Annotated in this window: 24 protein-coding genes; 7 read left to right on the forward strand and 17 right to left on the reverse strand. The window is 49.7% G+C overall.

The features are described from left to right. Positions 1–3 precede the first annotated feature (3 nt). The 7 genes from hisD to hisIE are packed head-to-tail and all read left to right on the forward strand — an operon-like array spanning position 4 to position 6,108. Complete coding sequence (gene hisD / locus F0Q32_RS06040) at positions 4–1,308, forward strand: histidinol dehydrogenase (RefSeq protein WP_149462351.1); 1,305 nt, start codon at positions 4–6, stop codon at positions 1,306–1,308. Then, positions 1,305–2,366 (forward strand): histidinol-phosphate transaminase, encoded by a 1,062-nt coding sequence (gene hisC, locus F0Q32_RS06045; RefSeq protein WP_149462352.1) that lies wholly within the window; start codon positions 1,305–1,307, stop codon positions 2,364–2,366. Before hisD ends, hisC begins: the two co-directional genes overlap by 4 nt. Further along, positions 2,363–3,430, forward strand: a complete 1,068-nt coding sequence (hisB, locus tag F0Q32_RS06050) for a bifunctional histidinol-phosphatase/imidazoleglycerol-phosphate dehydratase HisB (protein WP_149462353.1) — start codon at positions 2,363–2,365, stop codon at positions 3,428–3,430. Before hisC ends, hisB begins: the two co-directional genes overlap by 4 nt. Continuing rightward, positions 3,430–4,020: an imidazole glycerol phosphate synthase subunit HisH gene (gene hisH / locus F0Q32_RS06055; protein WP_149462354.1), complete on the forward strand. Its 591-nt coding sequence runs from the start codon at positions 3,430–3,432 to the stop codon at positions 4,018–4,020. Before hisB ends, hisH begins: the two co-directional genes overlap by 1 nt. After that, positions 4,020–4,757 (forward strand): 1-(5-phosphoribosyl)-5-[(5-phosphoribosylamino)methylideneamino]imidazole-4-carboxamide isomerase, encoded by a 738-nt coding sequence (gene hisA, locus F0Q32_RS06060; RefSeq protein ID WP_149462355.1) that lies wholly within the window; start codon positions 4,020–4,022, stop codon positions 4,755–4,757. Before hisH ends, hisA begins: the two co-directional genes overlap by 1 nt. Next, entirely contained in the window at positions 4,739–5,515 is a 777-nt protein-coding gene (gene hisF, locus F0Q32_RS06065) for an imidazole glycerol phosphate synthase subunit HisF (RefSeq protein WP_149462356.1), read from the forward strand. The genes hisA and hisF overlap by 19 nt, the downstream gene beginning before the upstream one ends. Next, the gene (hisIE, locus tag F0Q32_RS06070; protein WP_149462357.1) at positions 5,509–6,108 is read left to right on the forward strand and encodes a bifunctional phosphoribosyl-AMP cyclohydrolase/phosphoribosyl-ATP diphosphatase HisIE; all 600 of its coding nucleotides are present in this window, start codon (positions 5,509–5,511) and stop codon (positions 6,106–6,108) included. Before hisF ends, hisIE begins: the two co-directional genes overlap by 7 nt. Before the next feature lie 59 nt (positions 6,109–6,167). On the opposite strand, the gene wzzB is transcribed toward hisIE, so the two are convergent. The 17 genes from wzzB to cpsB form a co-directional block, all read right to left on the reverse strand. Further along, on the reverse strand, positions 6,168–7,142 hold the full coding sequence (gene wzzB, locus F0Q32_RS06075) for an LPS O-antigen chain length determinant protein WzzB (protein WP_370516871.1): 975 nt from the start codon (positions 7,140–7,142) through the stop codon (positions 6,168–6,170). 169 nt (positions 7,143–7,311) lie between these two features. After that, on the reverse strand, positions 7,312–8,478 hold the full coding sequence (ugd, locus tag F0Q32_RS06080; protein ID WP_149462359.1) for a UDP-glucose 6-dehydrogenase: 1,167 nt from the start codon (positions 8,476–8,478) through the stop codon (positions 7,312–7,314). Between the two features lie 231 nt (positions 8,479–8,709). Further along, the gene (gene gndA / locus F0Q32_RS06085; protein ID WP_001572820.1) at positions 8,710–10,116 is read right to left on the reverse strand and encodes an NADP-dependent phosphogluconate dehydrogenase; all 1,407 of its coding nucleotides are present in this window, start codon (positions 10,114–10,116) and stop codon (positions 8,710–8,712) included. Positions 10,117–10,206: 90 nt separating this feature from the next. Further along, positions 10,207–11,151: a glycosyltransferase family 2 protein gene (locus tag F0Q32_RS06090; protein ID WP_149462360.1), complete on the reverse strand. Its 945-nt coding sequence runs from the start codon at positions 11,149–11,151 to the stop codon at positions 10,207–10,209. 3 nt (positions 11,152–11,154) lie between these two features. Further along, entirely contained in the window at positions 11,155–11,901 is a 747-nt protein-coding gene (locus F0Q32_RS06095; protein WP_149462361.1) for a lipid II flippase family protein, read from the reverse strand. Continuing rightward, positions 11,898–13,196 carry a hypothetical protein gene (locus F0Q32_RS06100; RefSeq protein ID WP_149462362.1) on the reverse strand — a complete coding sequence of 433 codons (1,299 nt, stop codon included), beginning with the start codon at positions 13,194–13,196 and terminating at the stop codon, positions 11,898–11,900. The genes F0Q32_RS06095 and F0Q32_RS06100 overlap by 4 nt, the downstream gene beginning before the upstream one ends. 7 nt (positions 13,197–13,203) lie before the next feature. Next, positions 13,204–13,986 (reverse strand): glycosyltransferase family 2 protein, encoded by a 783-nt coding sequence (locus tag F0Q32_RS06105; protein ID WP_188016837.1) that lies wholly within the window; start codon positions 13,984–13,986, stop codon positions 13,204–13,206. Next, on the reverse strand, positions 13,970–15,055 hold the full coding sequence (locus tag F0Q32_RS06110; RefSeq protein ID WP_149462364.1) for a CDP-glycerol glycerophosphotransferase family protein: 1,086 nt from the start codon (positions 15,053–15,055) through the stop codon (positions 13,970–13,972). The genes F0Q32_RS06105 and F0Q32_RS06110 overlap by 17 nt, the downstream gene beginning before the upstream one ends. 76 nt (positions 15,056–15,131) lie before the next feature. Then, positions 15,132–15,527 carry an adenylyltransferase/cytidyltransferase family protein gene (locus tag F0Q32_RS06115; RefSeq protein ID WP_149462365.1) on the reverse strand — a complete coding sequence of 132 codons (396 nt, stop codon included), beginning with the start codon at positions 15,525–15,527 and terminating at the stop codon, positions 15,132–15,134. 328 nt (positions 15,528–15,855) lie between these two features. Further along, entirely contained in the window at positions 15,856–16,749 is an 894-nt protein-coding gene (gene galF / locus F0Q32_RS06120; protein ID WP_149462366.1) for a GalU regulator GalF, read from the reverse strand. A 146-nt stretch (positions 16,750–16,895) separates the two neighbouring features. Next, positions 16,896–18,287: a colanic acid biosynthesis protein WcaM gene (gene wcaM / locus F0Q32_RS06125; RefSeq protein WP_149462367.1), complete on the reverse strand. Its 1,392-nt coding sequence runs from the start codon at positions 18,285–18,287 to the stop codon at positions 16,896–16,898. Positions 18,288–18,293: 6 nt separating this feature from the next. Then, entirely contained in the window at positions 18,294–19,520 is a 1,227-nt protein-coding gene (gene wcaL, locus F0Q32_RS06130) for a colanic acid biosynthesis glycosyltransferase WcaL (protein WP_149462368.1), read from the reverse strand. Then, positions 19,517–20,797, reverse strand: a complete 1,281-nt coding sequence (gene wcaK / locus F0Q32_RS06135; RefSeq protein WP_149462369.1) for a colanic acid biosynthesis pyruvyl transferase WcaK — start codon at positions 20,795–20,797, stop codon at positions 19,517–19,519. The genes wcaL and wcaK overlap by 4 nt, the downstream gene beginning before the upstream one ends. A 15-nt stretch (positions 20,798–20,812) precedes the next feature. Further along, the gene (wzxC, locus tag F0Q32_RS06140) at positions 20,813–22,291 is read right to left on the reverse strand and encodes a colanic acid undecaprenyl disphosphate flippase WzxC (RefSeq protein ID WP_149462370.1); all 1,479 of its coding nucleotides are present in this window, start codon (positions 22,289–22,291) and stop codon (positions 20,813–20,815) included. A 9-nt stretch (positions 22,292–22,300) separates the two neighbouring features. Beyond that, positions 22,301–23,695 (reverse strand): undecaprenyl-phosphate glucose phosphotransferase, encoded by a 1,395-nt coding sequence (wcaJ, locus tag F0Q32_RS06145; protein ID WP_149462371.1) that lies wholly within the window; start codon positions 23,693–23,695, stop codon positions 22,301–22,303. Between the two features lie 138 nt (positions 23,696–23,833). Continuing rightward, positions 23,834–25,204 (reverse strand): colanic acid biosynthesis phosphomannomutase CpsG, encoded by a 1,371-nt coding sequence (gene cpsG, locus F0Q32_RS06150; RefSeq protein WP_149462372.1) that lies wholly within the window; start codon positions 25,202–25,204, stop codon positions 23,834–23,836. A 107-nt stretch (positions 25,205–25,311) separates the two neighbouring features. After that, positions 25,312–26,748 (reverse strand): mannose-1-phosphate guanyltransferase, encoded by a 1,437-nt coding sequence (gene cpsB / locus F0Q32_RS06155; RefSeq protein ID WP_149462373.1) that lies wholly within the window; start codon positions 26,746–26,748, stop codon positions 25,312–25,314. Positions 26,749–26,751 lie beyond the last annotated feature (3 nt).

The following is a 26,751-nucleotide window of genomic DNA, read 5'->3' on the forward strand; positions in this document are numbered from 1 at the left end:
ACCATGAGCTTTAACACCCTGATCGACTGGAATGGTTGTAATAAGGAAGAGCAGCAGGCGCTGCTGATGCGCCCGGCGATTTCGGCTTCCGACAGCATTACGCGCACCGTCGCGGAGATCCTGGATAACGTTAAGCAAAACGGCGACCGTGCCCTGCGCGAATACGGCGCGAAGTTTGATAAAACCGACGTGACCGCGCTGAAAGCCACTGAAGAGGAAATCGCCGAGGCCAGTAACCGCCTGAGCGATGAACTGAAAGCCGCGATGAACGTCGCGGTAAAAAATATCGATACCTTCCACACCGCGCAAATTCTGCCGGGCGTGGATATCGAAACTCAGCCGGGCGTGCGCTGCCAGCAGGTCACGCGCCCTATCGCCTCGGTGGGCCTCTATATTCCGGGCGGCTCCGCGCCGCTTTTCTCCACCGTATTAATGCTGGCGACACCCGCGCGTATCGCCGGTTGCCAGAAAGTGGTGCTCTGTTCCCCCCCGCCCATTGCTGATGAAATTCTTTATGCTGCACAGCTATGCGGCGTGAAAGAGGTGTTTAAAGTCGGCGGTGCGCAGGCCATTGCCGCGCTGGCGCTTGGTACCGAGTCAGTTCCGAAGGTGGATAAAATTTTTGGGCCGGGCAACGCTTTCGTGACCGAAGCCAAACGCCAGGTCAGCCAGCGTCTGGACGGTGCCGCCATCGACATGCCTGCGGGCCCGTCTGAAGTGCTGGTGATTGCCGACAGCGGCGCGACGCCGGACTTTATCGCCGCCGATCTCCTTTCACAGGCGGAACACGGCCCGGATTCACAGGTGATCCTGCTGACGCCAGATGCCAACATCGCGCGTGGCGTGGCGGAAGCCGTGGAACGCCAGCTTGCGGATCTCTCGCGTGCCGACACCGCGCGTCAGGCGCTTTCCGCCAGCCGTTTGATTGTCGCTCGCGACATCGCTCAGTGTGTGGAAATTTCCAACGCCTACGGCCCGGAGCACCTCATCATTCAGACCCGCAACGCGCGTGAACTGGTCGATCAAATCACCAGCGCGGGTTCGGTTTTCCTTGGCGACTGGTCACCGGAATCAGCGGGGGATTACGCCTCCGGCACCAACCACGTGCTGCCGACCTACGGTTACACCGCAACCTGCTCCAGCCTGGGACTGGCGGATTTCCAGAAACGCATGACCGTGCAGGAACTCTCTCGCGACGGTTTTGCGTCTCTCGCCGCCACCATTGAAACGCTGGCCGCAGCCGAACTGCTGACCGCCCACAAAAATGCCGTCACCCTGCGCGTAAATGCCCTGAAGGAGCAAGCATGAGCATTGAAGAATTAGCCCGCGAGAATGTGCGTAATCTGACGCCCTACCAGTCCGCTCGCCGCCTGGGCGGCAAAGGCGATGTCTGGCTCAATGCCAACGAGTTCCCGACGCCGGTGGAGTTTCAGCTCACCGCGCAAACGCTGAACCGCTACCCGGAATGTCAGCCAAAAGCGGTGATTGAAAATTACGCCGCCTATGCAGGTGTAAAGCCGGAACAAGTGCTGGTCAGCCGTGGCGCAGATGAAGGCATCGAACTGCTGGTGCGCACGTTTTGTGAGCCAGGGAAAGACGCGATTCTCTACTGCCCGCCGACCTACGGCATGTACAGCGTGAGCGCGGAAACCATCGGCGTAGAGTGCCGCACCGTACCGACGCTGGAGAACTGGCAGCTCGATCTCCCGGGTATCGCCAGTAAGCTCGACGGCGTGAAAGTGGTTTACGTTTGCAGCCCGAATAACCCAACCGGGCAGCTGATAAACCCGCAGGATTTCCGCACGCTGCTGGAGATGACGCGCGGTAAAGCGCTGGTAGTTGCCGACGAAGCCTATATTGAGTTTTGCCCGCAGGCGACGCTGGCAGGCTGGTTGAACGAATACCCGAATCTGGTGATCCTGCGCACGCTCTCCAAAGCCTTTGCCCTCGCCGGCCTTCGTTGTGGTTTTACCCTGGCGAACGAAGAGGTTATCGCCCTTCTGTTGAAAGTGATTGCCCCTTATCCGCTCTCCACACCGGTTGCTGATATTGCCGCGCAGGCGCTGGCGCCGCAGGGCATCACCGCGATGCGCGAACGCGTGGCGCAAATTCTGGCAGAGCGTCAGTATCTGGTGGCGAACCTTGACGGCATCCCGTGCGTGGAACAGGTCTTCGACTCTGAAACCAATTACATTCTTGTGCGCATTAAAGCTTCCAGCGCAGTGTTTAAATCTTTGTGGGATCAGGGCATTATCTTACGAGACCAGAATAAACAACCTTCTTTAAGCGGCTGTTTGCGTATCACCATCGGCACCCGCGAAGAGAGCCAGCGCGTTATTGACGCTTTGAATGCGGAGAATGTATGACCCAGAAGTTTCTCTTTATTGACCGCGACGGCACCCTCATTGCAGAGCCGCCGAGCGATTTCCAGGTTGACCGTTTCGAGAAACTGGAATTTGAACCGGACGTTATTCCGACGCTGCTGACCCTGCAAAAAGCGGGCTATAAGCTGGTGATGGTCACCAATCAGGACGGGCTGGGCACCGACAGTTATCCGCAGGCGGATTTTGACGGCCCGCATAATCTGATGATGCAGATTTTCACCTCGCAGGGCGTTAACTTCGAAGACGTGCTGATTTGTCCGCACTTCCCGGCGGATGACTGCGACTGCCGCAAGCCGAAAACGAAGTTGGTTACCGCCTGGCTGGCCGATGGTGTGATGGACAAAGCCAACAGCTACGTGATTGGCGACCGCGCCACCGATATCCAGTTGGCAGAAAACATGGATATCATCGGCCTGCGTTATAACCGCGAAACGCTGAACTGGGCGACGATTGGCGCGCAACTCACTCGCCGCGACCGCTACGCGCACGTTGAGCGTAAAACCAAAGAAACACAGATCGACGTTAAAGTCTGGCTCGACCGTGAAGGCGGCAGCAAAATCAGCACCGGCGTCGGTTTTTTTGACCACATGCTGGACCAAATCGCCACCCACGGCGGCTTTCGCATGGAGATTGCCGTACAGGGCGATTTGTATATCGACGATCACCACACGGTGGAAGACACCGGGCTGGCGCTGGGCGAAGCGTTAAAGATGGCGCTGGGCGACAAACGCGGCATCAATCGTTTCGGCTTTGTCCTGCCGATGGACGAATGCCTGGCACGCTGCGCACTGGATATCTCCGGGCGTCCGCACCTCGAGTATAAAGCCGAGTACAACTACCAGCGTGTGGGCGACCTGAGCACCGAGATGATCGAGCACTTCTTCCGCTCGCTCTCCTACACCATGGGCGTCACACTGCATCTGAAAACCAAAGGCAAAAACGATCACCACCGCGTGGAAAGCCTGTTCAAAGTCTTTGGTCGCACGCTGCGCCAGGCGATTCGCGTGGAAGGCGATACCCTTCCCTCCTCAAAAGGAGTGCTGTGATGAACGTCGTTATCCTCGATACCGGCTGCGCCAACCTGAACTCGGTGAAGTCCGCCATCAGCCGCCACGGCTATGATCCGCTGGTGAGCCGCGACCCGGACGTGGTACTGCGCGCCGACAAACTGTTTCTGCCAGGCGTGGGGACCGCGCAGGCAGCGATGGACCAGATTCGCGAGCGTGAACTGGTCGAACTGATTAAAGCCTGTACCCAACCGGTGCTGGGTATTTGCCTCGGGATGCAAATCCTCGGCAGTCGCAGCGCAGAAAGTAACGGCGTCGACCTGCTGGGCATTATTGACCAGGATGTGCCGAAAATGACCGACTTCGGCCTGCCGCTGCCGCACATGGGATGGAACCGCGTCTACCCGAAAGCGGGCGACCGTCTGTTCCGGGGTATCGAAGATGGCGCGTACTTCTATTTCGTTCACAGCTACGCCATGCCGGTGAACCCGTACACCATCGCACAGTGTAACTACGGCGAACCGTTCACCGCGGCGGTGCAGAAAGATAACTTTTACGGTGTGCAGTTCCACCCGGAACGTTCCGGTGCCGCCGGGGCGCAACTGCTGAAAAACTTCCTGGAGATGTAATGATCATTCCAGCTTTAGATTTAATTAATGGCACGGTGGTGCGTTTACATCAGGGCGACTACGCCCAACAGCGCGATTACGGTAATGACCCACTGCCGCGTTTACAGGATTACGCCGCTCAGGGCGCACAAGTGCTGCACCTGGTCGATTTAACCGGCGCGAAAGACCCGGCGCTGCGCCAGATTCCGCTGCTGAAACAACTGGTTGCGGGCGTGAACGTACCGGTACAGGTTGGCGGCGGCGTGCGTACCGAAGACGATGTTGCCGCTCTACTTAATGCAGGCGTTGAGCGCGTGGTTGTTGGTTCGACGGCGGTAAAATCGCCAGAAATCGTTAAAGGCTGGTTTACCCGCTTTGGCGCGGAGCACCTGGTGCTGGCGCTGGACGTTCGCATCGATGAGCAAGGCACGAAGCAAGTCGCGGTGAGCGGCTGGCAGGAAAACTCCGGCGTCACGCTGGAAGAACTGGTCGAAACTTATCTGCCGGTTGGTCTGCAACACGTACTGTGCACCGATATTTCGCGTGACGGCACACTGGCGGGCTCTAACGTCTCGTTGTATGAAGAAGTTTGCGCTCGCTACCCGCAAGTGGCGTTTCAGTCTTCCGGCGGCATTGGTTCGCTGGCTGATATCGCCGCCCTGCGCGGCACCGGCGTGCGCGGCGTGATTGTCGGACGCGCACTGCTGGAAGATAAATTCACCGTAACGGAGGCCATCCAATGCTGGCAAAACGGATAATCCCCTGTCTGGACGTACGCGATGGTCAGGTTGTCAAAGGCGTGCAGTTCCGTAATCACGAAATTATCGGCGACATCGTCCCGCTGGCAAAACGCTATGCCGACGAAGGTGCAGACGAATTAGTATTTTACGATATCACCGCCTCCAGCGATGGTCGCGTTGTCGATAAAAGCTGGGTTTCCCGCGTCGCGGAAGTGATTGATATCCCCTTCTGCGTCGCCGGTGGCATCAAATCCATCGACGACGCGGCGAAGATCCTCTCATTCGGCGCGGACAAAATTTCCATCAACTCCCCGGCGCTGGCCGACCCGGAGCTGATCACCCGCCTGGCGGATCGCTTTGGCGTGCAGTGCATCGTGGTCGGGATCGACACCTGGTTTGACGCCGACAGCGGCAAATATCACGTCAATCAATACACCGGCGACGAAAGCCGCACCCGCGTCACCCAATGGGAAACCCTCGACTGGGTGCAGGAAGTACAAAAACGCGGCGCGGGGGAAATCGTCCTCAACATGATGAACCAGGATGGCGTGCGTAACGGCTACGACCTGGCGCAACTGAAAAAAGTGCGTGAAGTCTGCCACGTTCCCCTGATTGCCTCGGGCGGCGCGGGCACAATGGAACACTTCCTCGAAGCCTTCCGCGATGCGGATGTCGATGGTGCGCTGGCCGCCTCGGTATTCCACAAGCAAATTATTAATATTGGTGAATTAAAAGCGTACCTGGCCGCACAGGGCGTGGAGATACGGGTATGTTAACTGAACAACTGGACTGGGAAAAAACCGACGGACTGATGCCCGCCATCGTACAACACGCGGTTTCCGGCGAAGTCTTAATGCTGGGCTATATGAATAAAGAGGCGCTGGCGCAAACGCAAACGTCCGGCAAAGTGACGTTTTATTCGCGTACCAAAGAACGTTTGTGGACCAAAGGCGAAACCTCCGGCCATTTCCTTAACGTGGTGAGCATCACGCCCGACTGCGACAACGACACGCTGCTGGTGCTGGTCAACCCAATTGGCCCAACCTGCCACAAAGGCACTTCCAGCTGCTTCGGCGACGCCAGCCACCAGTGGTTGTTCCTGTATCAACTGGAACAACTGCTGGCCGAGCGTAAAACCGCTGACCCGGAAAGCTCCTACACCGCGCGCCTGTATGCCAGCGGCACCAAGCGCATCGCGCAAAAAGTGGGTGAAGAAGGCGTAGAAACCGCGCTGGCGGCAACGGTGAAAGACCGCTTTGAGCTGACGAACGAAGCCTCGGATTTAATGTATCACCTGCTGGTGCTGTTGCAGGATCAGGATCTCGATTTAACGACGGTGATTGAGAACCTGCGAAAGCGTCATCAGTAAGGTTTCATCAGACGTAAAAAAACCGGGCGAGCCCGGTTTTTTGTTATCTGATATAAGCGTTACGCTTTCGGTTTGTAGTTACGCAGCGCATTGCGGCCCAGTACAACACCGGCACCAATCATCCCACCCAGCAGCACCGCAAGCACCAGCGTCAGGCCACGTTTCGGGCTGTCGCGACGGATTGGCAGCGTCGGCTTCATCACGTAACGATAGACGTGAATGGTTTTCGGGTCGACTTTCAGTTTCTCGATATCGAGCAGGTTTTTCTTCAAACCGTAGTAGCCACCACCAAAGGTCAGCGGTCGGCTGGCTTCGTTGGCTACCATTGCGCCCAGCGCTTCGGTACCTAACAGGAACATGGTTTCCTGGGTAACATCTTGCGTTTGCTGAAGCTGCGGTTTGGTGACGTTACTTTTCTGCGCATATTTCAGGGATTCGGTAATCTGCTTTATACGCAGATCTTTTTGTTCCTGAGCGACGGTTTCCTGGTTTTCCAGGTCGTCCTTAATGTTCATCACACGCAATTTGATGGTGTCATTAAGGTCAAGTTCCAGCTCATCAGCGATTTGTTCGTCGATTTTCTGGATGTACTCGGCTACACCGCGCTGAGCGGACTGGGCTGAGTCACTGACGTAAGACACAGTAAGGGGCAATGACTGGCCCTTAACAGACGGCTCAATAGTCAACTTCTCAGGTTCTTCCTGATTGTCCAACGCTTCAGTCAAAGCGATAAATGCAGAATTAAAACGGTTAATGACCTGGTTTTGAACATCAGACAATGTAATCGATGAATCGAGAGTATTGATAGCGTTATGGTAGGTCGCGATCTGCGCCGCGTCCGGACGCGTGATAGTGGCGGTCGAGGTCCATTTCTCTTTCGCTAAAAAGATGTAGGCGACAGCAAGGGCAATGGCGACAATGACGCACACGACGATGGTCAACTTGCCACGCCAGAGTTGCATCAACAAATCGATCAGGTCGATCTGCTCCGACTCACGCTCATACCCGTTGCGCCCATTATTGTTATCTTGAATCATATAAACCTTAGTGACATCCGAACAGAAATACCCATGAGGGCATCAGTTTACCTGGACCATTCCGAATTTCTATAGGATTTTCACCAAAAACAGAGAAACCTGAAAAGAATAAGAAAAAAGACTGAACGCCCATCGGGCAAGGCATTCAGCTTGTCAATGATTTGAATTAGTCGTTGCCAAAAAGATCGCGGGTGTAAATTTTTTCTGCTACGTCCGTTAACTCTTCTGCCATACGGTTAGAGACGATAACATCGGCTTCTTGTTTGAACGCCTCCAGATCGCGAACCACGCGTGAGCTGAAGAATTCATCCTCTTTCATCACCGGTTCGTACACTATCACCGTTATCCCCTTCGCTTTCAGGCGTTTCATGATGCCCTGTACGGAGGAGGCGCGGAAGTTATCAGAGCCGCTTTTCATAATCAGACGGTAGATACCGACAACTTTCGGTTTACGCGCCAGAATCGCGTCAGCGATAAAATCTTTACGCGTGCGGTTTGCGTCAACAATCGCGGAGATGATGTTGTTAGGCACCGACTGGTAGTTCGCCAGCAGTTGCTTGGTATCCTTCGGCAGGCAGTAGCCGCCATATCCAAAGGAGGGATTGTTGTAGTGATCACCGATACGCGGGTCCAGACAGACACCTTCGATGATTTGGCAGGAATTAAGGCCCAGGGTTTCCGCATAGCTATCCAGCTCATTAAAGTAAGCAACGCGCATTGCCAGATAGGTGTTGGCAAAAAGTTTAATCGCCTCTGCTTCCGTCGAATCGGTAAACAACGTCGGGATGTCCTGCTTAATCGCCCCCTGCTGGAGCATACGAGCAAAACGTTCTGCACGCTCTGAACGCTCGCCAATCACGATCCGCGAGGGGTGAAGGTTGTCGTACAACGCTTTACCTTCACGCAAAAACTCTGGCGAGAAAATAATATTATCGGTGGCATATTTTTTCTTCACCGAATCCGTAAAACCAACCGGCACCGTTGATTTAATAATCATGACGGCCTGCGGATTAATCTCAATGACATCCTGAATAACTGACTCAACGCTGGACGTATTAAAATAATTAGTTTTAGGATCGTAATCCGTTGGCGTCGCGATAATGACGTAATCAGCATTCTGATAAGCAAGGTATTTATCAGTGGTTGCGGTAAAACGCAGCTCCCCTGAACGCAGATACTGTTGGATCTCCTTATCCACAATAGGCGAGACACGCTCATTGAGCATATCCACACGTGAAGGAATGATGTCCAACGCTACAACGTCGTGGTGTTGCGCAATCAACAGGCCGTTCGAGAGGCCGACATAGCCTGTACCAGAGATGGTAACTTTCATTTTACTCTCTCAGAATAAACTTAATTATTTATAATGTGATATCACATCAATACGTTTAAAATTTTTTAACTCGTAAGCGTATTCACTGCAATAGAATTACAAACAATTCGGACTTTCTTCAGAGAGAATAAACGGTCAATATTAAGTTACTCTTAAGACAGGGTCATAAAGCAATAAGAATTTCGCGCAAAAAAAACCCGGCAATGCCGGGTTTTTATTATTTATTTAGGATTAATCCAACCATTCGGTATGGAATACACCTTCTTTATCAGTACGTTTATAAGTATGCGCACCGAAGTAGTCACGCTGAGCCTGAATCAGGTTAGCCGGCAGTACTGCAGAGCGGTAGCTGTCATAATAGGCAACAGCAGCGCCGAAGGTCGGCACCGGAATACCGTTCTGTACAGCGTAGGCAACCACGTCACGCAACGCCTGCTGATACTCATCAGCGATATTTTTGAAGTACGGAGCCAGCAGCAGGTTAGCGATACCGGCATTTTCAGCGTAGGCATCCGTGATCTTCTGCAGGAACTGTGCGCGAATGATGCAGCCAGCACGGAAGATCTTCGCGATTTCGCCGTAGTTCAGATCCCAGTTGTATTCGTCAGACGCTGCACGCAGCTGAGAGAAGCCCTGCGCGTAAGAAACGATTTTACCGAGATACAGCGCGCGGCGAACTTTCTCAACGAAAGCCGCTTTGTCGCCAGCCAGTTCTGCTTTCGGGCCAGAAAGCACTTTAGACGCTGCAACACGCTGATCTTTCAGAGAGGAGATATAACGCGCGAATACGGACTCGGTGATCAGGGACAGCGGCTCGCCAAGATCCAGGGAGCTCTGGCTGGTCCATTTACCGGTACCTTTGTTAGCGGCTTCGTCCAGAATCACATCAACCAGATAGTTACCGTCTTCATCTTTCTTGGTGAAGATATCTTTAGTGATGTCGATCAGGTAGCTGCTCAGTTCGCCTTCGTTCCACTCGGTGAAGGTTTTCGCCAGCTCATCATTAGACAGGTTCAGGCCACCTTTCAGCAGAGAGTACGCTTCTGCAATCAGCTGCATATCACCGTATTCGATACCGTTGTGAACCATTTTCACATAGTGACCCGCGCCATCTGCACCAATGTAGGTCACGCACGGTTCGCCATCTTCAGCAACCGCAGCAATCTTGGTCAGGATTGGAGCAACCAGCTCATAGGCTTCTTTCTGACCACCAGGCATGATGGATGGGCCTTTCAGAGCGCCCTCTTCACCACCGGAAACACCGGTACCGATGAAGTTGAAACCTTCAGCAGAGAGTTCACGGTTACGACGAATGGTGTCCTGGAAGAAGGTGTTGCCACCATCAATGATGATGTCGCCTTTATCAAGATACGGTTTCAGGGAATCAATTGCAGCATCGGTGCCCGCGCCTGCTTTCACCATCAACAGGATACGACGTGGGGTTTCAAGAGATTCGACGAATTCCTGTACCGTGTAATAAGGAACCAGTTTTTTGCCTGGATTTTCGGCAACAACTTCTTCAGTTTTTTCACGGGAGCGGTTGAAGATGGAGACGGTATAACCACGGCTTTCGATATTGAGCGCCAGGTTGCGCCCCATCACTGCCATACCGACTACGCCGATCTGTTGCTTAGACATTATGTACTCCTGTATGAGGTTTCACTACAATTTATACCTTAGCACGTTATATTCGAAAGGTATTAACTAATAAAATGGAAATGACAAGCTTTAATTTTTCCTTCCTAATTTAATAAGGTACAATTTTCGGAGGAGTTTAAAAGGTAAAAATTTTAATACTAAAAAATGAATTTTATAGGAGGAGAGCATATAGCTATATGAAAACATAGGTTCTTTTTTATGCTTATAAAAATTAACTTGGTCCCCAAACTCAAGGCAATTATAAAGCAAGTGAATAATGTTTTTAGCTAAGAAATGTTTTAACCAAGGAATAGTATCAACATATTTCCTTAGTTCTTCAATGATAAATCTTTCATTTGTGGGCCTGGTATTTCTGGAATTAGCCTCAGTGTTAAGATTATATTCATGTATGCATTCCCGAGAGAATACCGGTCTAAACTTCATCGCTAATAATGAGCAGAAATAAACATCCTCTGTATGAGTAACCCCATTCGGAAAAGTCAACTCACTGATTAATAGTGATTTCCTTTCAATACAGAAAGTTGAGGCATGGCATGGAAAAGATCCAGGATGATATGCGGCTATATAGAAAAAATTATCCACAACACCATATTCGAATTTTTTACCCAAAATCCTTGATACATCTATTGCTGGTGTTTTATGCCCGTCGCGAACCCTATAATAGTTAGAGCAGTAATAACCATTATCAGGAAATTTTTCAATTAAAAATGAGAAATGCTCTAACGCATTTGGCAAATAAATGTCATCCCCATCGAGAAAAAGTAAATAGTCGCCAACAGCATTATTAATTCCAGTATTTCTTGCACACGAAACGCCACAGTTTTTTTGTTTTATTACTTTTATACGCGTATCATTTATGTTTTCAACAACACAAACGCTTTTATCTGTAGAACCATCATCAACCACTATTATTTCAAAATCTTGATATGTCTGATCCAAGATGGACCATATTGCACTTGCAATATATTTCTCTTTATTATAAAGAGGGATTATAATTGAAAATTTCATTGTCATTGTTTAAACAGTTGCCTTATAGAGTAATAAAAATATAGACGGCGCAATAACTGAGAATACAAAAATTCGAGCATAAAATATTGACATAAAAGCAGAAATAAAATTATAACGCCTCTCAATGGCTACCGAAAGCGCAGGATCAATTTTAAAAGTTAATAATAAAGTTGCAAAGGCATTTATAACACCAGACATTTGCGTAATCATTATTTTATGACTAGGCGATATTAGAGCAAAATAAAAAGTCATGAAGATCCCTATAGCATGAATAGAATAAACAAAACATGCAATAAAGAAATATTTATAATCAATTTTAAAGTTATCTATATCTGAAATATCAACTTTTATTCCTTCCACTTTACTATTGGAAATAGACCTGAAAAACGAATGAAAGATTCCTCTACCATTGACATAGTTTATAATGAACCTTATATAAAAGTTGCAAATTGGTTTACGTAAGAAATATACTCCACCACCTAAGATAGCCGCAAAGTAGAAAGATAAGAGCACACATACTATGAAGATAGAAGGTGTATAACCACTATCAACCATCAGACCAATTAGAGGCATCAGCAATACAGAGAAGAAACGTGTTAAAGTAAAAGTAGTATTCTGCAAAGAATAGGCTATTGCATTTTTATCAATAAAATATCCAGCCACTCGACTATATTGTGATATGAACTCAATGAGCAGCATCATGCCATATAAAAAGGGAATGACATATAAGTACCAATTATTTAAGATCAAATTCATCTCTTTAACCTTTTTAATGCAAATAAGCTTAAAGCCAAGGTCATCCAGGGAGCCGTAACAGTAGTGGTACTGAAAAACAATATCTGAAAAATTGACAAAGCTAATAGCGAACTAAAAAAACAATGTGTTTTAGTTGCTGTATTAATTTTTGAAAGCAAATAAATAGTAAAACTCATTACTATAACAAAACCCAGAACACCTGCATCAAGTGAAATTTGAGCTCCATATGCATTAGGCTTAAGGAACTCAACATCCTGGCTCGTCAAGAAGGAAATTGCATTAGTATTAAAACCCACTTTCTCCATAATTTGAAATATCTCATCCCCGCCATTGCCTAAACCGACCCCTAAAGGCTCGATAAATGCTCCAGCATATCCCGCTATAACAGATATTATTCTGATACTTCCAAAATATTGTAAATCATTTAAACTAAAATCCTTCCTAACTTCAAGGAATGAGTTCATAATCCCGGACAAACGTTCAGGTAGGAAATTATATCCCCCAAACAAAATAAAAACATAAACTGCAAATAATAACATTGGCGCAATAATAAAAAATGATAACAACCGATTGACATTTGCACTCAGAAAATAAAAAAACAAATAAAAAAACAATAGTATTAAATAAGTAGCATAAAGCGATGCGCTTTTATTTAAAAAAACACATACAACAAGCATGAAAACTAGAAATATATTCTTTCTGTTGTAATGAGTATTTATATCAAGAAATAACTTAGGGGAAATAATCATCGTTATCAGCAGTGCTGATAATAAAAATATGTACTTTGCAGCATGCGCTGGTTCAGAATATAGAACACCTACACCTCGCCCACCGCCATAAAAACCCAGACGCCCTCGTTTAATTATTTTTTCAAATATAGGATTAATAATACCATTAATAGAATCAGGAGAAATAGCCTGAATAATTGAAACAATAAAAAAAATAGTCAATATTATAACTAAATGTTTTTTTTGTAAAAATCCAAAATATTTATAAAAGTAACAAAAAACAGCCGGACCAATCAGATAGAAAAATATTGTAATCCCGTTTGAAGCTTTTGTTAAAATCCCTATAACAAATGAAGGTGCCAGAAAAAACAGGAATATTACTATACTAAAGGAGGAGCTTGATAACTTTAAATTTAAAAGTATTTGAATAGTACCGTATGCTATAATGAACACACCAATTACAGGCTGCACTTCGGCACTAATAAATGGCAAAAAATTAAAAGAACAAAATATAGAAAAGAAAAAAACTATAAAAAAAGTTCTATGGATGAATTTATCATCACGCATTATCAATTTATTTACCTCTATAATTTATGTAATGTTTTTTCAATCCATAGCACGTATAACAGGATAAATAAAATAGAGACTTGAGCACTCCAATACCTTCAACCCTGCGATAAACATTATATTGCCGTACTAACTCCCTCCATTTATTAGACGAGAGTGATTCTGAAGACACTCGATAAAAAGCAATAATACTTTCACAGAGCACTACTCTGGCATGCTCAGACTTAAGTATTTTTAACCAAAGAGCATAATCTTCTTTATCAACCATAGGGAAAAAATGTTTCCCCAAGGCATATGAATCATACATTACGGTCAAGCAACCAATATCACATCCCCTAAGCAATTTGCTGTAACTTATTAGAGATTGTGGCCGAAATTCGCCAATGAGGTTGTTTACATCACCAGAAAATATAGCATAAGACCCATAACAAAAATTAGCATTATGTTCTTTCATCAATGCTATTTGCAACTGAATTTTATTAGCAGACCAATAGTCATCACAATCTAGAAATGCTATATATCGACCAGTACAATATTGAACTCCCAAATTTCTTGCTTTTGCAGCCCCACTACAAAGCATCTCTGTTTGAAATACTTTGATCCTTTCATCTTGCTCTGCATATTTTTGCGCTATTTGTAAACTTGCGTCATTTGAATGATCATCAATAATTATTAACTCCCAATTATCATAACTTTGTTTTTTAACTGATGATATAGCATCATGAATATAGGCCTCTCCATTATATATAGGCATAATAATCGAAACTAATGAATTATTTAAATTTTGCATAAATGGATTCCATACATCCCTTACTACTTCCAACATACTTGGTATAATCTAACGCGAAAAATTTATCATTATTTTTTAATTGTAATAGAGCGGCTAGTAAATCATCAACATCACGAACACCTAATTTTCTTATCATCATATTCATATGTTCATCAAACCCCCGGTTATTCATGTATCTATCTATATCCGGAGTATAGAAAATTACACTTTTAGAAACCGGTGCAAACTCAAAACAAGCACTGGAATAATCCGTAATTAAGCAATCAAACTCAGAATAAAAATCCACCATGTCACAAATATCTGAATTAATAAATTTGACATTAGTGCTTTCAAACTTTTTGACGTCAATTCGTTTCAATTCATATGGATGTAACTTAATAATTAAATTAATTTCATTGTCTGTTGAAAACTTATATTCAAAAGCAGTTTTCATTTTTAACAATATATCTTTAATATCATCCGTACCATCTCGCCAAGTTGGAAGATATAGGATTTTTAGAAGTTTATCTTTATTCTTTTTGATTATTGATTCCGCAACTTCCTGTGAGGGCACACCAAAAAACAAAACTTTATTATCATTATATCTGAAGCTATTAGCTAATCGCCTTCCCATTAGTGAGTCAGATGTAACCAAATATGTGTAGCTAAAATAAATCCTTAACCTATAAAGCAGCTTATAAACGTTATTGAAACCAATAAAACTAAATTTATTTAAATCATAAGGGCTATTTAGGAGAATGTTTTTGAGTGGGAAACCATGCCACAATTGGACTCTTGGTACCAGAAAACATGCTAAGGGTAATCTTCCTAAACCATGGGTCAAAAAAACAGCTCGTGTTTTTGCAAAATTAAAAACAAGCTTAATTTGCTGTTTCAATGTAATCTGACTTATATCGATAAACTCGCAACACTCACCTTTTTCCTTATAATAATCATATAAATATTTGACATTCCCTTTGAGCCCAAGAGGAGAGTAGAAAAGATACTTATTTTTAGTTATAAATGGTCTAAGAATGAAGACAATTGGTAGAGAAAATAGTGAAATAGCAAATCTTAAAATATGATTCATATTTAACCTTCAAGAAAAAAACCCAAGCTAAAAGACTGCCATTTTTTCAATCTAAAATCATGTTAATTATCAATATTTATTTTAACTGTTTTACCACTTCAATAATCTCAGTAGTTGATATTGAAGGTGTTCTTGGTAAATAAATAACTTCGCAGACGTCCTTCACCCAATCAAAACGTCCTTTCCAGTCATCCCCCATAATAAGTACATCAGCACGAAACTCTAAAATGTAATTTTTTTTAAGCTCAAGAGACTCTTCCAAAAACACTTCATCAACAAATTTTAAGGCGCTTATAATTCGACATCTTTCTTGTTGACTGTAGATGGGAAACCTCCCCTTTTTAGCATAATTCAAATTATCGGAACTCACACCTACAATCAAATGATTGCCATATTCAGCAGCTCTTTCCAGAATATTAACATGACCAACATGAAAGACGTCAAATGTACCGAAAGTAATAATTCTCTTCATAGTTATCTCACTATAGGTATGCTACCGCCCCTGGCTCAACAGCTACCAGTGCACTGCACAAAATTCAGTATGTCGCAGGCCACCCATCGCAAACCTTCGCGTTTGCGATGAATCTCACCCACCAATTCAGCCCACTATTTTGGGCGCAATCCCTGTGTAAGACAAGGAAAAATCCGGCAATTTTTGTCAAAAGTCACCGCGCAATCACTAATTTTAGTTGTTGTTTTTAAAAGCAAAAACGGCAGCTGTTGTGAAATGAGATGTTTCTCAACCACAATCATCTGCCGTTCTGTTACATCACCAACAATCCGTGTTATTGCGTAATGACTTATTCTGAAAGAAGTTTCTCAATCCCTTTACGGAATTTAGCGCCTTCCTTCAGATTGCGCAGCCCATACTGGACAAACGCCTGCATGTAACCCATTTTCTTACCACAGTCGTAGCTGTCGCCGCTCATCAGCATCGCGTCAACGGACTGCTTCTTCGCCAGCTCGGCAATAGCATCCGTCAGCTGAATACGACCCCAGGCTCCCGGCGCGGTTTTTTCCAGTTCTGCCCAGATGTCAGCGGAAAGCACATAGCGCCCTACTGCCATCAGGTCGGAATCCAGCGTTTGCGGTTGGTCCGGTTTTTCAATGAACTCGACGATACGGCTCACCTTACCTTCTACGGTCAGCGGTTCTTTAGTCTGAATAACAGAATACTCAGAGAGATCGCCCGGCATACGTTTCGCCAGCACCTGGCTACGGCCCGTTTCGTTGAAACGCGCCACCATAGCAGCAAGGTTATAACGCAGTGGGTCGGCGGATGCGCCATCAAGAATGATATCGGGCAGAACAACCACAAACGGGTTATCGCCAACGATCGGACGCGCGCAAAGAATGGAGTGGCCCAGACCCAGCGGCTGTGCCTGACGCACGTTCATGATGGTTACGCCCGGTGGGCAAATGGACTGAACTTCCGCCAGCAGCTGACGCTTAACGCGTTGCTCCAGAAGAGCTTCCAGTTCGTAGGAGGTGTCGAAGTGGTTTTCCACGGCATTTTTAGAGGCGTGGGTGACCAGGACGATTTCTTTGATCCCTGCAGCAACAACTTCGTCGACGATGTATTGGATCATCGGCTTGTCAACGATCGGTAGCATCTCTTTAGGAATGGCCTTGGTGGCAGGGAGCATATGCATGCCCAGCCCGGCTACCGGAATGACTGCTTTCAAATTAACCATTATCGTGTCCACCTATATACGGTTGATGAATTATAGCTATTAAACATGTTTGATCCACTATGTTTTCTCATAGTATCGGGTAAATACCGCTAAATCTCTGGATACAATCCGAGAATGCGTCTGAAGTGGTGGGTTCGGCTAAAAATTCAGCGTTCAGGCAGGGTGAAATTCAGCGCATCAACATTGACAACATGCTGATCGATACGGTCAATATCCACAGACCGCTGGCCATTTTCATTGACCGCATGAATATTTGACATTGAGAGCAGCGTCTCCTGTTTTGCCATGAACTTCCCGCGTACATCCTTACGTAAGTCAAAGTGAAGCTGTAGCGCGGGCCCGCGCGTTGCAGGTTGCATCACCTTGATATTACGCATAAAGATGTGTTGCGGCTTGTTGTGGATCTCCAGCGACGCGTGGTTCAGATCAAGATTGGTCAGCGCCACAAAAGATGGCGCGTTACCCGATGAAATCTGTATTCCCCGCAGCTTTTGCGGTAATTGGCGATTATCCATCCGCACATTATTTACCCTGAAATTCTGCGGTATCGACAGATATTTCCCTTTGATAACGCCGTAGCCAATTAACATACCCGCGCTATTCACCATATCCACGCCATCGATAACGAAATTATCACACCCATATATTGCTACCGTTGCGTTATCAATTCCGGCTTTCTTACTGTATTCGGGGGTGATATTTCGTGCCTTAATATTACGGATAATAAAGTGTTTACCATTTTCGACGTGAACCAGCTGTCGGCAATGGCTGCCGGTGATATTGGCGACGACAAAGTTTTTCACCGCCTGATGTTCCGGGTAGTCGTTGTCGTAGGTACTGCCCGCAAGCCCAATACCGATGCCCCAGTTGGTCTTGCCATTGGTGCAATCAATATGGTCAATCACATGATCGGAGATGAGGATATTCTTGTCGTTAATCGCGACGTTCCATTCAATGGCATCGCCCTGAAGATGGCTAAATTTACAGTGGGTAATTTTTACGCCGTCGAGTTGATTATGAAATCCCTGGCGTAAAATACCGTAGTTAGCCTGGCTGACATTTACCCGCGTGATGGCGAGATTGCGCATCGTTCTTTGTTGCTTGCCGCCGATGTAGATTTGCGTCACCGGGCCAAAGCCGCTCATCGCCAGCCCTTCGATGGTACAGTCAGAACCACGTACATCGAGGGTGATATTATTGAGACTCCCCTCCCCCACCACTTTACACCCATTCTGCAGTGCAAAACGCCCGCGACCATTGCCTTTAAGGCTGCCGTTAACCTGCAGCGTTTTACCCGGTGGCATGATGATGCCGGTGTTGATATTGTCGCAAATCACGCCCCTGGGGACGTCGATAATATCGGCGTCGTTAAATGCCTGACGAAATGCGCGGATCCAGTCATTACCGACCAGATAGTTGCGGATATCGACTGCATCATTACGCCCCAGCGCCCGAGCGGCTGGGCTGTGTAGCAGAGGAACAGCGGCGAGCGTAGCGCTTACCGACAGGAAGCGACGTCGGGAGTATTTTTTATCCATGCAACCTCAATAGCAAAGGGTTTGCAGCAGGCTCGCAAGCTGGCGGTTAATCACCTGCTGATTGAAATCGGTTTCGACTTTTTTTCGCGCGCGTTGCAGCACCGGGCGCAGCGTCTGTTCATCAAGATGGCGCAGTTCGCTGAGTTTGCCCGCCAGTGCCGGGGCGTCATTCTCCGCCACCAGCCAACCGGAGGCGTTGGCGTCTATCAGTTCCGGAATACCACTGTGCTCGGTCGAGAGCACCGGAATGCCCACCGCCATCGCTTCCATCAGTGCCACGGGAATCCCCTCCATATCGCCATCCGCGCCGGTGATTGACGGCAGCAGAAAGACATCCGCCTCATCGAGCATCGCTTTTACCTCGTGGCTGGGCTTAAAACCCGGCATCTCGACGTACCCTTCCAGTTGATACTGTTCGATAAGCGTCCGCAGGCGGCGTTCCCACGGGCCAATACCGAGGATCCGGTAATGAAAGGCGACCCCGCGCTCTTTCAACTGGCGGCAGGCTTCAATTGCCACATGCAGACCTTTTTTCTCCGTCAGGCGGGCGACAGAGATAATCTGTAGCGTGTCACCCGGTGCTTTAGTGGGACGCAAGGCGAAGCGCTCCATGTTGACGCCCATCCGCGAGACAGCGATTTTGGTGCTCGGGCAACCCATGCCCTGTAGCCGCTTCGCCCACAAATCACTGATCGGTAGCATCAGGTCGCCCCGCCGAAACAGTTGCTGATATTCGGGCGTATAGTGACTGAGTACATCGCGGCTGGAGATATCAATCCCGTGAAAAACGGTGGCGATTTTGCCGCGGATCACGCCCAGTTCGCGCAGTTTCGCCGCGGTGACGCCCGCCGGGCCGAAGTGGGCAATAAACACATCGGCACTAAACGGTTGGGCGTTATTGCCGCAAATGGCCGAGAGGATCAGGTTGCGCGCTTCATGACCGTAACGCTTCATGTTTAGCGCCTGCCACGTTGCCAGGCGATGCAAACCACGCAACGTGCTTACTGCACGATGGCGAAACTTGGCGCCTGTAGTTACCGGTTCATCCTGTAACCAGCGGGTTTTCGCTGCGAGGTTATATTGGGTGTATGCGGCGTGGGTGTTGGCCATATCGCCCTTTTGCAGGGCAATAATTTCGACCTCATGGCCCATCTCGATAAAGGCCACAATCTGGTTGAGCACAAACGTTTCAGACGACAGCGGGAATTTCAGTAAGAAGAAACCAACCTTCATTTCTCCTCCCCGATACGCGTTAATACCGACTCGACCATCGCCAGTCCCGCAGCACGTTCACGCGCCACGGCGTCATTCAGGCGTGGCACCAGTGTGGAGAGTTGGCCTAATGTGTCTGCCGCCATAGCTTCCAGGTCGCCGTTCAGCAGATGGCGAATATCCACCGCCATCTCGGGCACCCCCAGTTGCTGCATAATACCCGCCGATTTGTGTTCGTAGTTAATGGCAATTGCCGGTGTGCCGAAGTTCATGGAGATAATCGCTGAATGCAGGCGCGTACCCACCGTCAGGTCACAGGCGCCCAGCAGTTTGCCCATTTCCAGGTCGTTGAGTTCGTCCATCACCACGTGATAGCGCGACGGGTCCTGGATGTGTTTGCGTAGGTTCAGCGCCACCATACGATCGTCTTTGTTGTAGCTGTCGATACCCGTACAGGTAGAGAGCGCCATCACCTGCCAGCCGCTGGCGATAATACGGTTGACTACACCCGCAAACGCTTTTTCGTAGGCTTCCTGCGTGGTGCCGAGGCGCTTATCAAACGGCGCCAGTTCGCGCAGCGTAATCGCGACGGTTTTCTGCTGCTGTGCCACGTTCAGCCAGTGTTGGACGGCGTAGCTCGCGTCAAACGTCTCATCGTGGTGATCCACCAGCCAGGCGGTATCGACGCCCTTCTCCACTTTCGAGGTGTCAATGTCGCTGCGTTTCATCAGGTCAAGACTCACGGATTCACGCAGGAACAGCGCGTCGCAGTGACCGAACACATAGTTTGCCATCTGGTTAAACGCGGGGGACTGGAATGGGCCAACACTATGGCCGACCATATAAATCGGTTTTTTCGCCATAAAGGTGCACAGCGCGTGCTCAAACTGCGTCACACCATACAGGTCGACAAAGAACGATCCACCGACCTGAATAATCGCATCATAGCCTGACAGCAGGCGCACAAAATCGGTAAAGCCCTGGGCAATCGCGATATTACGCAGTTTTCCGCTGTCGGTGACGCGTGAGAGCAGCACCTGGTGCTGATAGCGACGGCGCAGCACTTTCTTAACCCGCCCGACCATGCCCGGCGCATTGTTGTGTGCCTTCATCTGCAAATAGAGCGGGTCGCCCATCACCGGGCGATTTAATAACCAGGAAGAACTCACCGGATAGCGGCTCATCACATCCACTTCAGCCTCAGGCGACAGCGTATTGATGGCATCTAAAAGCCCGCGCAGAATGGCGCTATCGCCACGGTTGCCGCAGGTGTGATTGCCAAGAATCAATAATTTCATAATGACCTCAAAAAATTAGCCTGCGCGAAGCAGTGTTTTCATCTTCTCGTTACGGCACAGCTGACGCTTCATCTCCACCACCAGCGGGTGACGGGAGAGCACGATCATCGCCCCAAAGGCCAGAACACCCGCGGCGATTTGCACCGCCAGCAGTAGCGCCAGTGACAGTTGACCATTCAGTACCCACCCCAGCCCATAGCTCACCACGAGCGTGGGCAAAGAGAGATAGAACGGCAGCCACAGGCTGAGAATGTATTCACGGTAGCTGGAGCCCAGAATGGGTTTAATCAGAACGAAATAGCTCAGAATGGTGTTGATAATTTGCACCAGCAGGAAGCCCAGGGTGACGCCAATCGCCCCGCCTAACTGGCCGCCGACGATAATCGCCGGGATAAACAAGCAGGTTTTAAAAACATTGAATTTAAAACTGATATCGACGCGCGCTTTCGCCATCAGCAGCGAACCAATCGGATTACCGACCGAACGTAACAGCCCGACCACACACAACAGTTGCAGCACCGGAATGATGCTCACCCATTTCTCACCAAAAACCAGCGGCACAACGTGGTTGCTCACCACCATCAGCCCGAGCAGCGCCGGGAAGTTGATAATGCCGACCACGGAAAGCAGCTTGTAGAAGTTGACGCGCAGTTTGGCTGTGTCGTCCTGGATTTTGGCAAACGCCGGGAACAGCACGCGGGTGATAATCGGGTTCAGCTTCATGGGCGGTACCACCGCCACGTTATAGGCCAGGTTATAGCCTCCCGCGACGCTCGCCCCCAGAATACGCGCCAGCACCAGCGTCGAGAGGTTAGTATTCACGTAGTTGATGACGCTATCCGCCGTCAGCCAGGCCCCGAAACGCAGGTTAGACGACACGCTCGCCAGCGAAAAATGCAACCCGGGGCGATAGATTTTGCGGCCAAAATAGCCAAACAGCAGCGTGCGCACCGCGCTGTTCACCAGATATCCCAGAATTGCGGTCATCGCCAGCGGCCAGAAATGCGCCGACACCACGGTAAACGTAAAGCCTGCCAGAACCGAACTGGTTTCAATCAGGCCAATCTTGTTAAATTCCAGCTCTTTTTGCATCAGCGCGCGGAACTGCTGCCCATGGGGGATCACAATAAATGCCAGCGATAAGGTCTGAATCAGCGGCTGTAAATCCGGGTTATGCAGCACGCTGGCAATCGCCCCGCTCAGGGCAAACATTGCCACGCACACCACCACGCCCAGCCCGACGTTCAGCCAGTACAGAGTGGTCAGTTCGAGTTGGCTTATCTCTTTGCGCTGAATGATCGAGTTCGCGATACCGAAATCAGACAGCGTATCCGCCAGGGCGATAATCACCAGCGAAACGGTCAACAGACCGAACTGGTGGTTATCGATGATGCGCGCCAGCACCGTCATCTGCACCAGCCCCAGGCCGATGATGATCACGGTCGCCATTGCCGACCACTTCGCGCCGCTGATGGTTTTTTCTCTCAGGCTCATACCCGTTCCTCAATACGCCGTTTTACTGACGAAGCCTTTAAACACCGTCAGGAAAACAATTTTGATATCGAACCACAGGCTCCACTCGCGAATGTATTCCAGGTCGAACTCGACACGTTTTTCCATTTTTTCCAGCGTGTCCGTTTCACCGCGCCAGCCATTGATTTGCGCCCAACCGGTAATGCCAGGCTTCACTTTGTGGCGCAGCATGTAACCTTCAATCAACTGACGATACTGTTCGTTATGCGCCACCGCATGAGGACGTGGGCCGACAATCGACATGCCGCCGGTCAACACATTGATAAACTGCGGTAGTTCATCGAGCGAGGTGCGGCGCAGGAAGTTGCCAACGGGCGTGACGCGCGGATCGTTCTGTGTCGCCTGAGTGACCACCGCGTCGTTTTCCATCACTTTCATCGAGCGGAATTTCCATACTTTGATAGGCTTACCGTCCATGCCGTAACGGGTCTGACGGAAAATGACCGGCCCGGCGGAAGTGAGTTTCACCGCCAGGGCAATGCAGCACAGCGCAGGTGAGATCAGCAGCAGGATCATGCTGGCCAGCATAATATCTTCCAGCCGTTTAATGATGCGGTTCACGCCCGACAGCGGCGTGTCGTACAGCGGCACGACCGGTACGCCGTTCACCTCTTCAATTCGTGAGTGAAGAATGTTGAAGGTAAAGACATCGGGGATGATCAGCACCGAGCAGGTGGTGTCCGCCAGTTCGCGCATCAGTTTTTTGATCAGGCCCTCTTCCTGCATCGACATCGCGATATAGACGTTGTGAATTTTGCCCGCGCGCGCGTCATCCAGCAGTTGTTGAATATTGCCCGCCCAATCGGCGCTGACGCCGCCAGGTTTGGCGTCATGATAGGTCCCCACCACTTCATAACCCAGCCACGGCTGATTACGGAAGCTCTCCAGCAGCGCCTGCCCCTGCGGGAGATCGCCCGCCACCGCGACGTAGCGTTTGTTATAGCCGTGATTACGCAGCACGCCCGCGCCATAGCGAATAAACGCCCGGCTGGCCAACATGCCGCAGGTGGTCAGTAAATACCAACTCAGCCAGACGCTGATGTTGGTGCTGAAATCATCATCAAACGCCAGCAGCCCGGCACTGAACACCAGGCTCAGGGTCCAGTTCTGCAACAACAGCAGCAGTTCGGTGGTAATGCGCACGCCGCGCCACGAACGATAGAAATCGGTGATCCCACCGATCATCTGGAACACCACCAACGTCACCAGTGCCATCAGCAGATGGAGATATAAAAACGGCAGCGCCGCGGCTTTGCACACTACCCACAGCCCGCCGAGCATAATGGTGATATCCGAAAAACGCTGCACCATTGAGATTAACGATGCATTCGTTTTGGCTCGCTCGCGCTTTTTTAGAGTCGTCATCGTTGTTCCTTTTTCATATGCCGTCACCCTCACCCTACCCCTCTCCCTGAGGGAGAGGGGACAGATCGTGCCCATACGTAAACATCTGCGCGGGTTTTCACCCTCTCCCTCAGGGAGAGGGCCGGGGTGAGGGGGCCCTTACTGCTTAAGCAGCGCCAGAATATCCTGCGTTCGCGCCTGCATCAGCGTAGTGTCGCCGCGCGATTCCACGTTCAAACGCACCACCGGTTCGGTGTTCGACGAACGCAGGTTGAAGCGCCAGTCCGCAAACGCGAGGCTGATGCCGTCGGTGCGGTCAATTTCCAGCGCCTCGTCAGCAAAATGCTGTTCAACGCGGGCAATCGCCGTAGCAGGTTCCGCCAGTTTGCTGTTAATCTCCCCACTCGCCGGGAACGCCGCCATGCGGTCACGCACCAGTTCGCCCAGCGTTTTTCCTTTCAGGCACAGCAGTTCGCTTACCAGCAGCCACGGGATCATCCCGCTGTCGCAGTAGGCAAAATCACGGAAGTAGTGATGGGCGCTCATTTCGCCGCCGTAGATGGCGTCGTCTTTACGCATGCGTTCTTTGATAAAGGCGTGCCCGGTTTTCGACATCACCGGCGTGCCGCCTGCCGCCGTTACCACATCTACCGTGTTCCAGGAGAGACGCGGGTCGTGGATAATTTTTGCGCCCGGATTTTTCTCAAGGAACGCTTCCGCCAGCAGACCGACAATGTAGTAACCCTCGATAAACTGCCCGGTCTCATCGAACAGGAAGCAGCGGTCGAAATCGCCGTCAAAGGCGATACCCATATCCGCGCCGTGTTCAATTATCGCGTTGCGGGTGTCATCGCGGCATTCAGGTAACAGCGGGTTAGGAATACCGTTGGGGAAATTGCCATCCGGGGTGTTGTGCACTTTAATCAGCGTCACCGGCACGTTCAGTGCTTTAAAGCGCGCTTCCAGGGCATCAATTACCGGGCCTGCCGCGCCATTGCCGGAATTCACCACCAGCTTGAGGGGCGTCAGGTTTTTGACGTTGATGTACTGCAACAGGTGATCGATATACGCATCGCGCAGATCAATTTTCTGATAGCTGCCGCGTTGACTTTCATCCACCGGCGGGAAGTCGTTGGCTTCCGCCAGTCGCTGCACATCGCGCAGCCCGGTATCACCGCTGATTGGGCGCGCGCCTTCACGCACCAGCTTCATGCCGTTGTAATCCATCGGATTATGGCTGGCGGTGACTTCGATACCGCCGTCAATGCCAAGATGGAAGGTCGCAAAGTAGATCTCTTCAGTGCCGGAAAGGCCGATATCGAGCACATCGACGCCGGCATCGCGCAGACCGCGCGCCAGCGCCAGTTTCAGCGCTTCGCTGGTCAGACGCACATCGCCGCCCAGTACAATAGTTTTGGGTTTCAGAAACTCGCCGTAGGCGCGGCCAATACGCCACGCAATATCTTCATTTAGCTCTTCGCCTAATTTGCCGCGAATGTCATAGGCTTTAAAACAGGTTAACGTTTTCATGTTTTTACCTTTCTTCAGGCAACAGTTGGCCCTGACCGGTGAGGGTCATTATTTTCAGTGTCGTGAATTGCCGGATGGTGCTGCGCTTATCCGGCTAACAAAACGCGCTACACGCGCCCGTAGCGATCCGCGAAGCGCACCACATCGTCCTCTTCCAGATACGAACCGGAGCGGACTTCAATTAAATCGAGCGGGATCTTCCCGGGATTCTCAAGGCTGTGCGTCGCGCCGAGCGGAATATAGATGGATTCATTTTCACCCAGCAGCTTGATCTCATCGTTGATGGTGACTTTGGCGGTGCCCGCCACCACAATCCAGTGTTCTGCCCGGTGGTGATGCATTTGCAGTGAAAGCCCCTCGCCCGGTTTCACGGTGATCCGCTTCACCTGATAGCGATCGCCGGAGTCAATCGAGTCATATTTTCCCCACGGGCGATACACTTCGCGGTGAATATGATGCTCATGACGACCATCGGCTTTAATCTGCTCGACGACTTTTTTGACATCCTGCACCGCGCTGCGATCGGCGATCAGAACCGCGTCTTTGGTTTGCACTACCACCAAATCCTTTACACCTACGGTCGTCACCAGGCCGGATTCGGCGTATACATAGCTGTTTTCGGTTTTGTGGCTGATCACGTCGCCGTGATGCACGTTGCCTTCCGGCGTGTGGTTGCTGATTTCCCACAGTGAGGACCAGGAACCCACGTCGCTCCAGCCCGCATCCATCGGCACCACAACCGCATCGGCGGTCTGTTCCATCACCGCATAATCGACAGACTCTTCCGGACAGGCCAGAAACGCCGCTTCATCAACACGGATAAAATCGAGATCCGGGTCAGTGACGTTCATCGCCTTTTCGCACGCCTCGAGAATATCCGGGCGGTATTTTTTCAGCTCTTCAAGGAAGCGCCCGGCGCGGAAAAGGAACATGCCGCTGTTCCAGTAATATTCGCCGCTGGAGACATACGCCTGGGCGGTATCAAGATCCGGCTTTTCGACAAACTGGGCAACATCGAAGGCCACCGCGTCTTTTTCACCCGGGCTGATATCACCGCGGCGAATGTAACCGTAGCCAGTTTCCGGCAGATCGGGCACGATACCAAACGTGACCAGCTTTCCGCTCTCTGCATACGGCGTCGCATTGCGCACCGCTTCCCGGAACGCGTCTTCATTCTGAATTACGTGGTCGGCTGCCAGCACCAGCATCAACGGATCGCAGCCGGTATCCCGACGCACTGCCGCCAGCGCGGCAAGGGCAATGGCCGGTGCGGTATTGCGACCAGCAGGTTCGAGAATAATGTTCTCGGTCAGTTTATTCATCTGGCGCAATTGCTCAGCCACGATAAAGCGGTGCTGCTCATTGCAGATAACCACCGGACTTTCACACTCCACGCCGTGCAGGCGGTTAATGGTCGCCTGCAACATGGTCAGCTCGCCTTTCAGGCACAGGAACTGTTTCGGATAAAGCACTCGGGACAGCGGCCACAAACGGCTGCCGGAGCCACCGGCCATCACTACCGGAAAAAGTGTTGATTGACTCATTGT

Source organism: Pseudocitrobacter sp. 73 (assembly GCF_008369545.1).
Lineage (GTDB): Bacteria > Pseudomonadota > Gammaproteobacteria > Enterobacterales > Enterobacteriaceae > Pseudocitrobacter > Pseudocitrobacter vendiensis.

Excerpts from the sequence above, each read along its gene's own strand:
- hisD (WP_149462351.1), top strand. The coding sequence starts at position 4 with ATGAGCTTTAACACCCTGATCGACTGGAATGGTTGTAATAAGGAAGAG.
- hisC (WP_149462352.1), top strand. The coding sequence starts at position 1,305 with ATGAGCATTGAAGAATTAGCCCGCGAGAATGTGCGTAATCTGACGCCC.
- hisB (WP_149462353.1), top strand. The coding sequence starts at position 2,363 with ATGACCCAGAAGTTTCTCTTTATTGACCGCGACGGCACCCTCATTGCA.
- hisH (WP_149462354.1), top strand. The coding sequence starts at position 3,430 with ATGAACGTCGTTATCCTCGATACCGGCTGCGCCAACCTGAACTCGGTG.
- hisA (WP_149462355.1), top strand. The coding sequence starts at position 4,020 with ATGATCATTCCAGCTTTAGATTTAATTAATGGCACGGTGGTGCGTTTA.
- hisF (WP_149462356.1), top strand. The coding sequence starts at position 4,739 with ATGCTGGCAAAACGGATAATCCCCTGTCTGGACGTACGCGATGGTCAG.
- hisIE (WP_149462357.1), top strand. The coding sequence starts at position 5,509 with ATGTTAACTGAACAACTGGACTGGGAAAAAACCGACGGACTGATGCCC.
- ugd (WP_149462359.1), bottom strand. The coding sequence starts at position 8,478 with ATGAAAGTTACCATCTCTGGTACAGGCTATGTCGGCCTCTCGAACGGC.
- gndA (WP_001572820.1), bottom strand. The coding sequence starts at position 10,116 with ATGTCTAAGCAACAGATCGGCGTAGTCGGTATGGCAGTGATGGGGCGC.
- F0Q32_RS06090 (WP_149462360.1), bottom strand. The coding sequence starts at position 11,151 with ATGACAATGAAATTTTCAATTATAATCCCTCTTTATAATAAAGAGAAA.
- F0Q32_RS06095 (WP_149462361.1), bottom strand. The coding sequence starts at position 11,901 with ATGAATTTGATCTTAAATAATTGGTACTTATATGTCATTCCCTTTTTA.
- F0Q32_RS06100 (WP_149462362.1), bottom strand. The coding sequence starts at position 13,196 with ATGCGTGATGATAAATTCATCCATAGAACTTTTTTTATAGTTTTTTTC.
- F0Q32_RS06105 (WP_188016837.1), bottom strand. The coding sequence starts at position 13,986 with ATGCAAAATTTAAATAATTCATTAGTTTCGATTATTATGCCTATATAT.
- F0Q32_RS06110 (WP_149462364.1), bottom strand. The coding sequence starts at position 15,055 with ATGAATCATATTTTAAGATTTGCTATTTCACTATTTTCTCTACCAATT.
- F0Q32_RS06115 (WP_149462365.1), bottom strand. The coding sequence starts at position 15,527 with ATGAAGAGAATTATTACTTTCGGTACATTTGACGTCTTTCATGTTGGT.
- galF (WP_149462366.1), bottom strand. The coding sequence starts at position 16,749 with ATGGTTAATTTGAAAGCAGTCATTCCGGTAGCCGGGCTGGGCATGCAT.
- wcaM (WP_149462367.1), bottom strand. The coding sequence starts at position 18,287 with ATGGATAAAAAATACTCCCGACGTCGCTTCCTGTCGGTAAGCGCTACG.
- wcaL (WP_149462368.1), bottom strand. The coding sequence starts at position 19,520 with ATGAAGGTTGGTTTCTTCTTACTGAAATTCCCGCTGTCGTCTGAAACG.
- wcaK (WP_149462369.1), bottom strand. The coding sequence starts at position 20,797 with ATGAAATTATTGATTCTTGGCAATCACACCTGCGGCAACCGTGGCGAT.
- wzxC (WP_149462370.1), bottom strand. The coding sequence starts at position 22,291 with ATGAGCCTGAGAGAAAAAACCATCAGCGGCGCGAAGTGGTCGGCAATG.
- wcaJ (WP_149462371.1), bottom strand. The coding sequence starts at position 23,695 with ATGACGACTCTAAAAAAGCGCGAGCGAGCCAAAACGAATGCATCGTTA.
- cpsG (WP_149462372.1), bottom strand. The coding sequence starts at position 25,204 with ATGAAAACGTTAACCTGTTTTAAAGCCTATGACATTCGCGGCAAATTA.
- cpsB (WP_149462373.1), bottom strand. The coding sequence starts at position 26,748 with ATGAGTCAATCAACACTTTTTCCGGTAGTGATGGCCGGTGGCTCCGGC.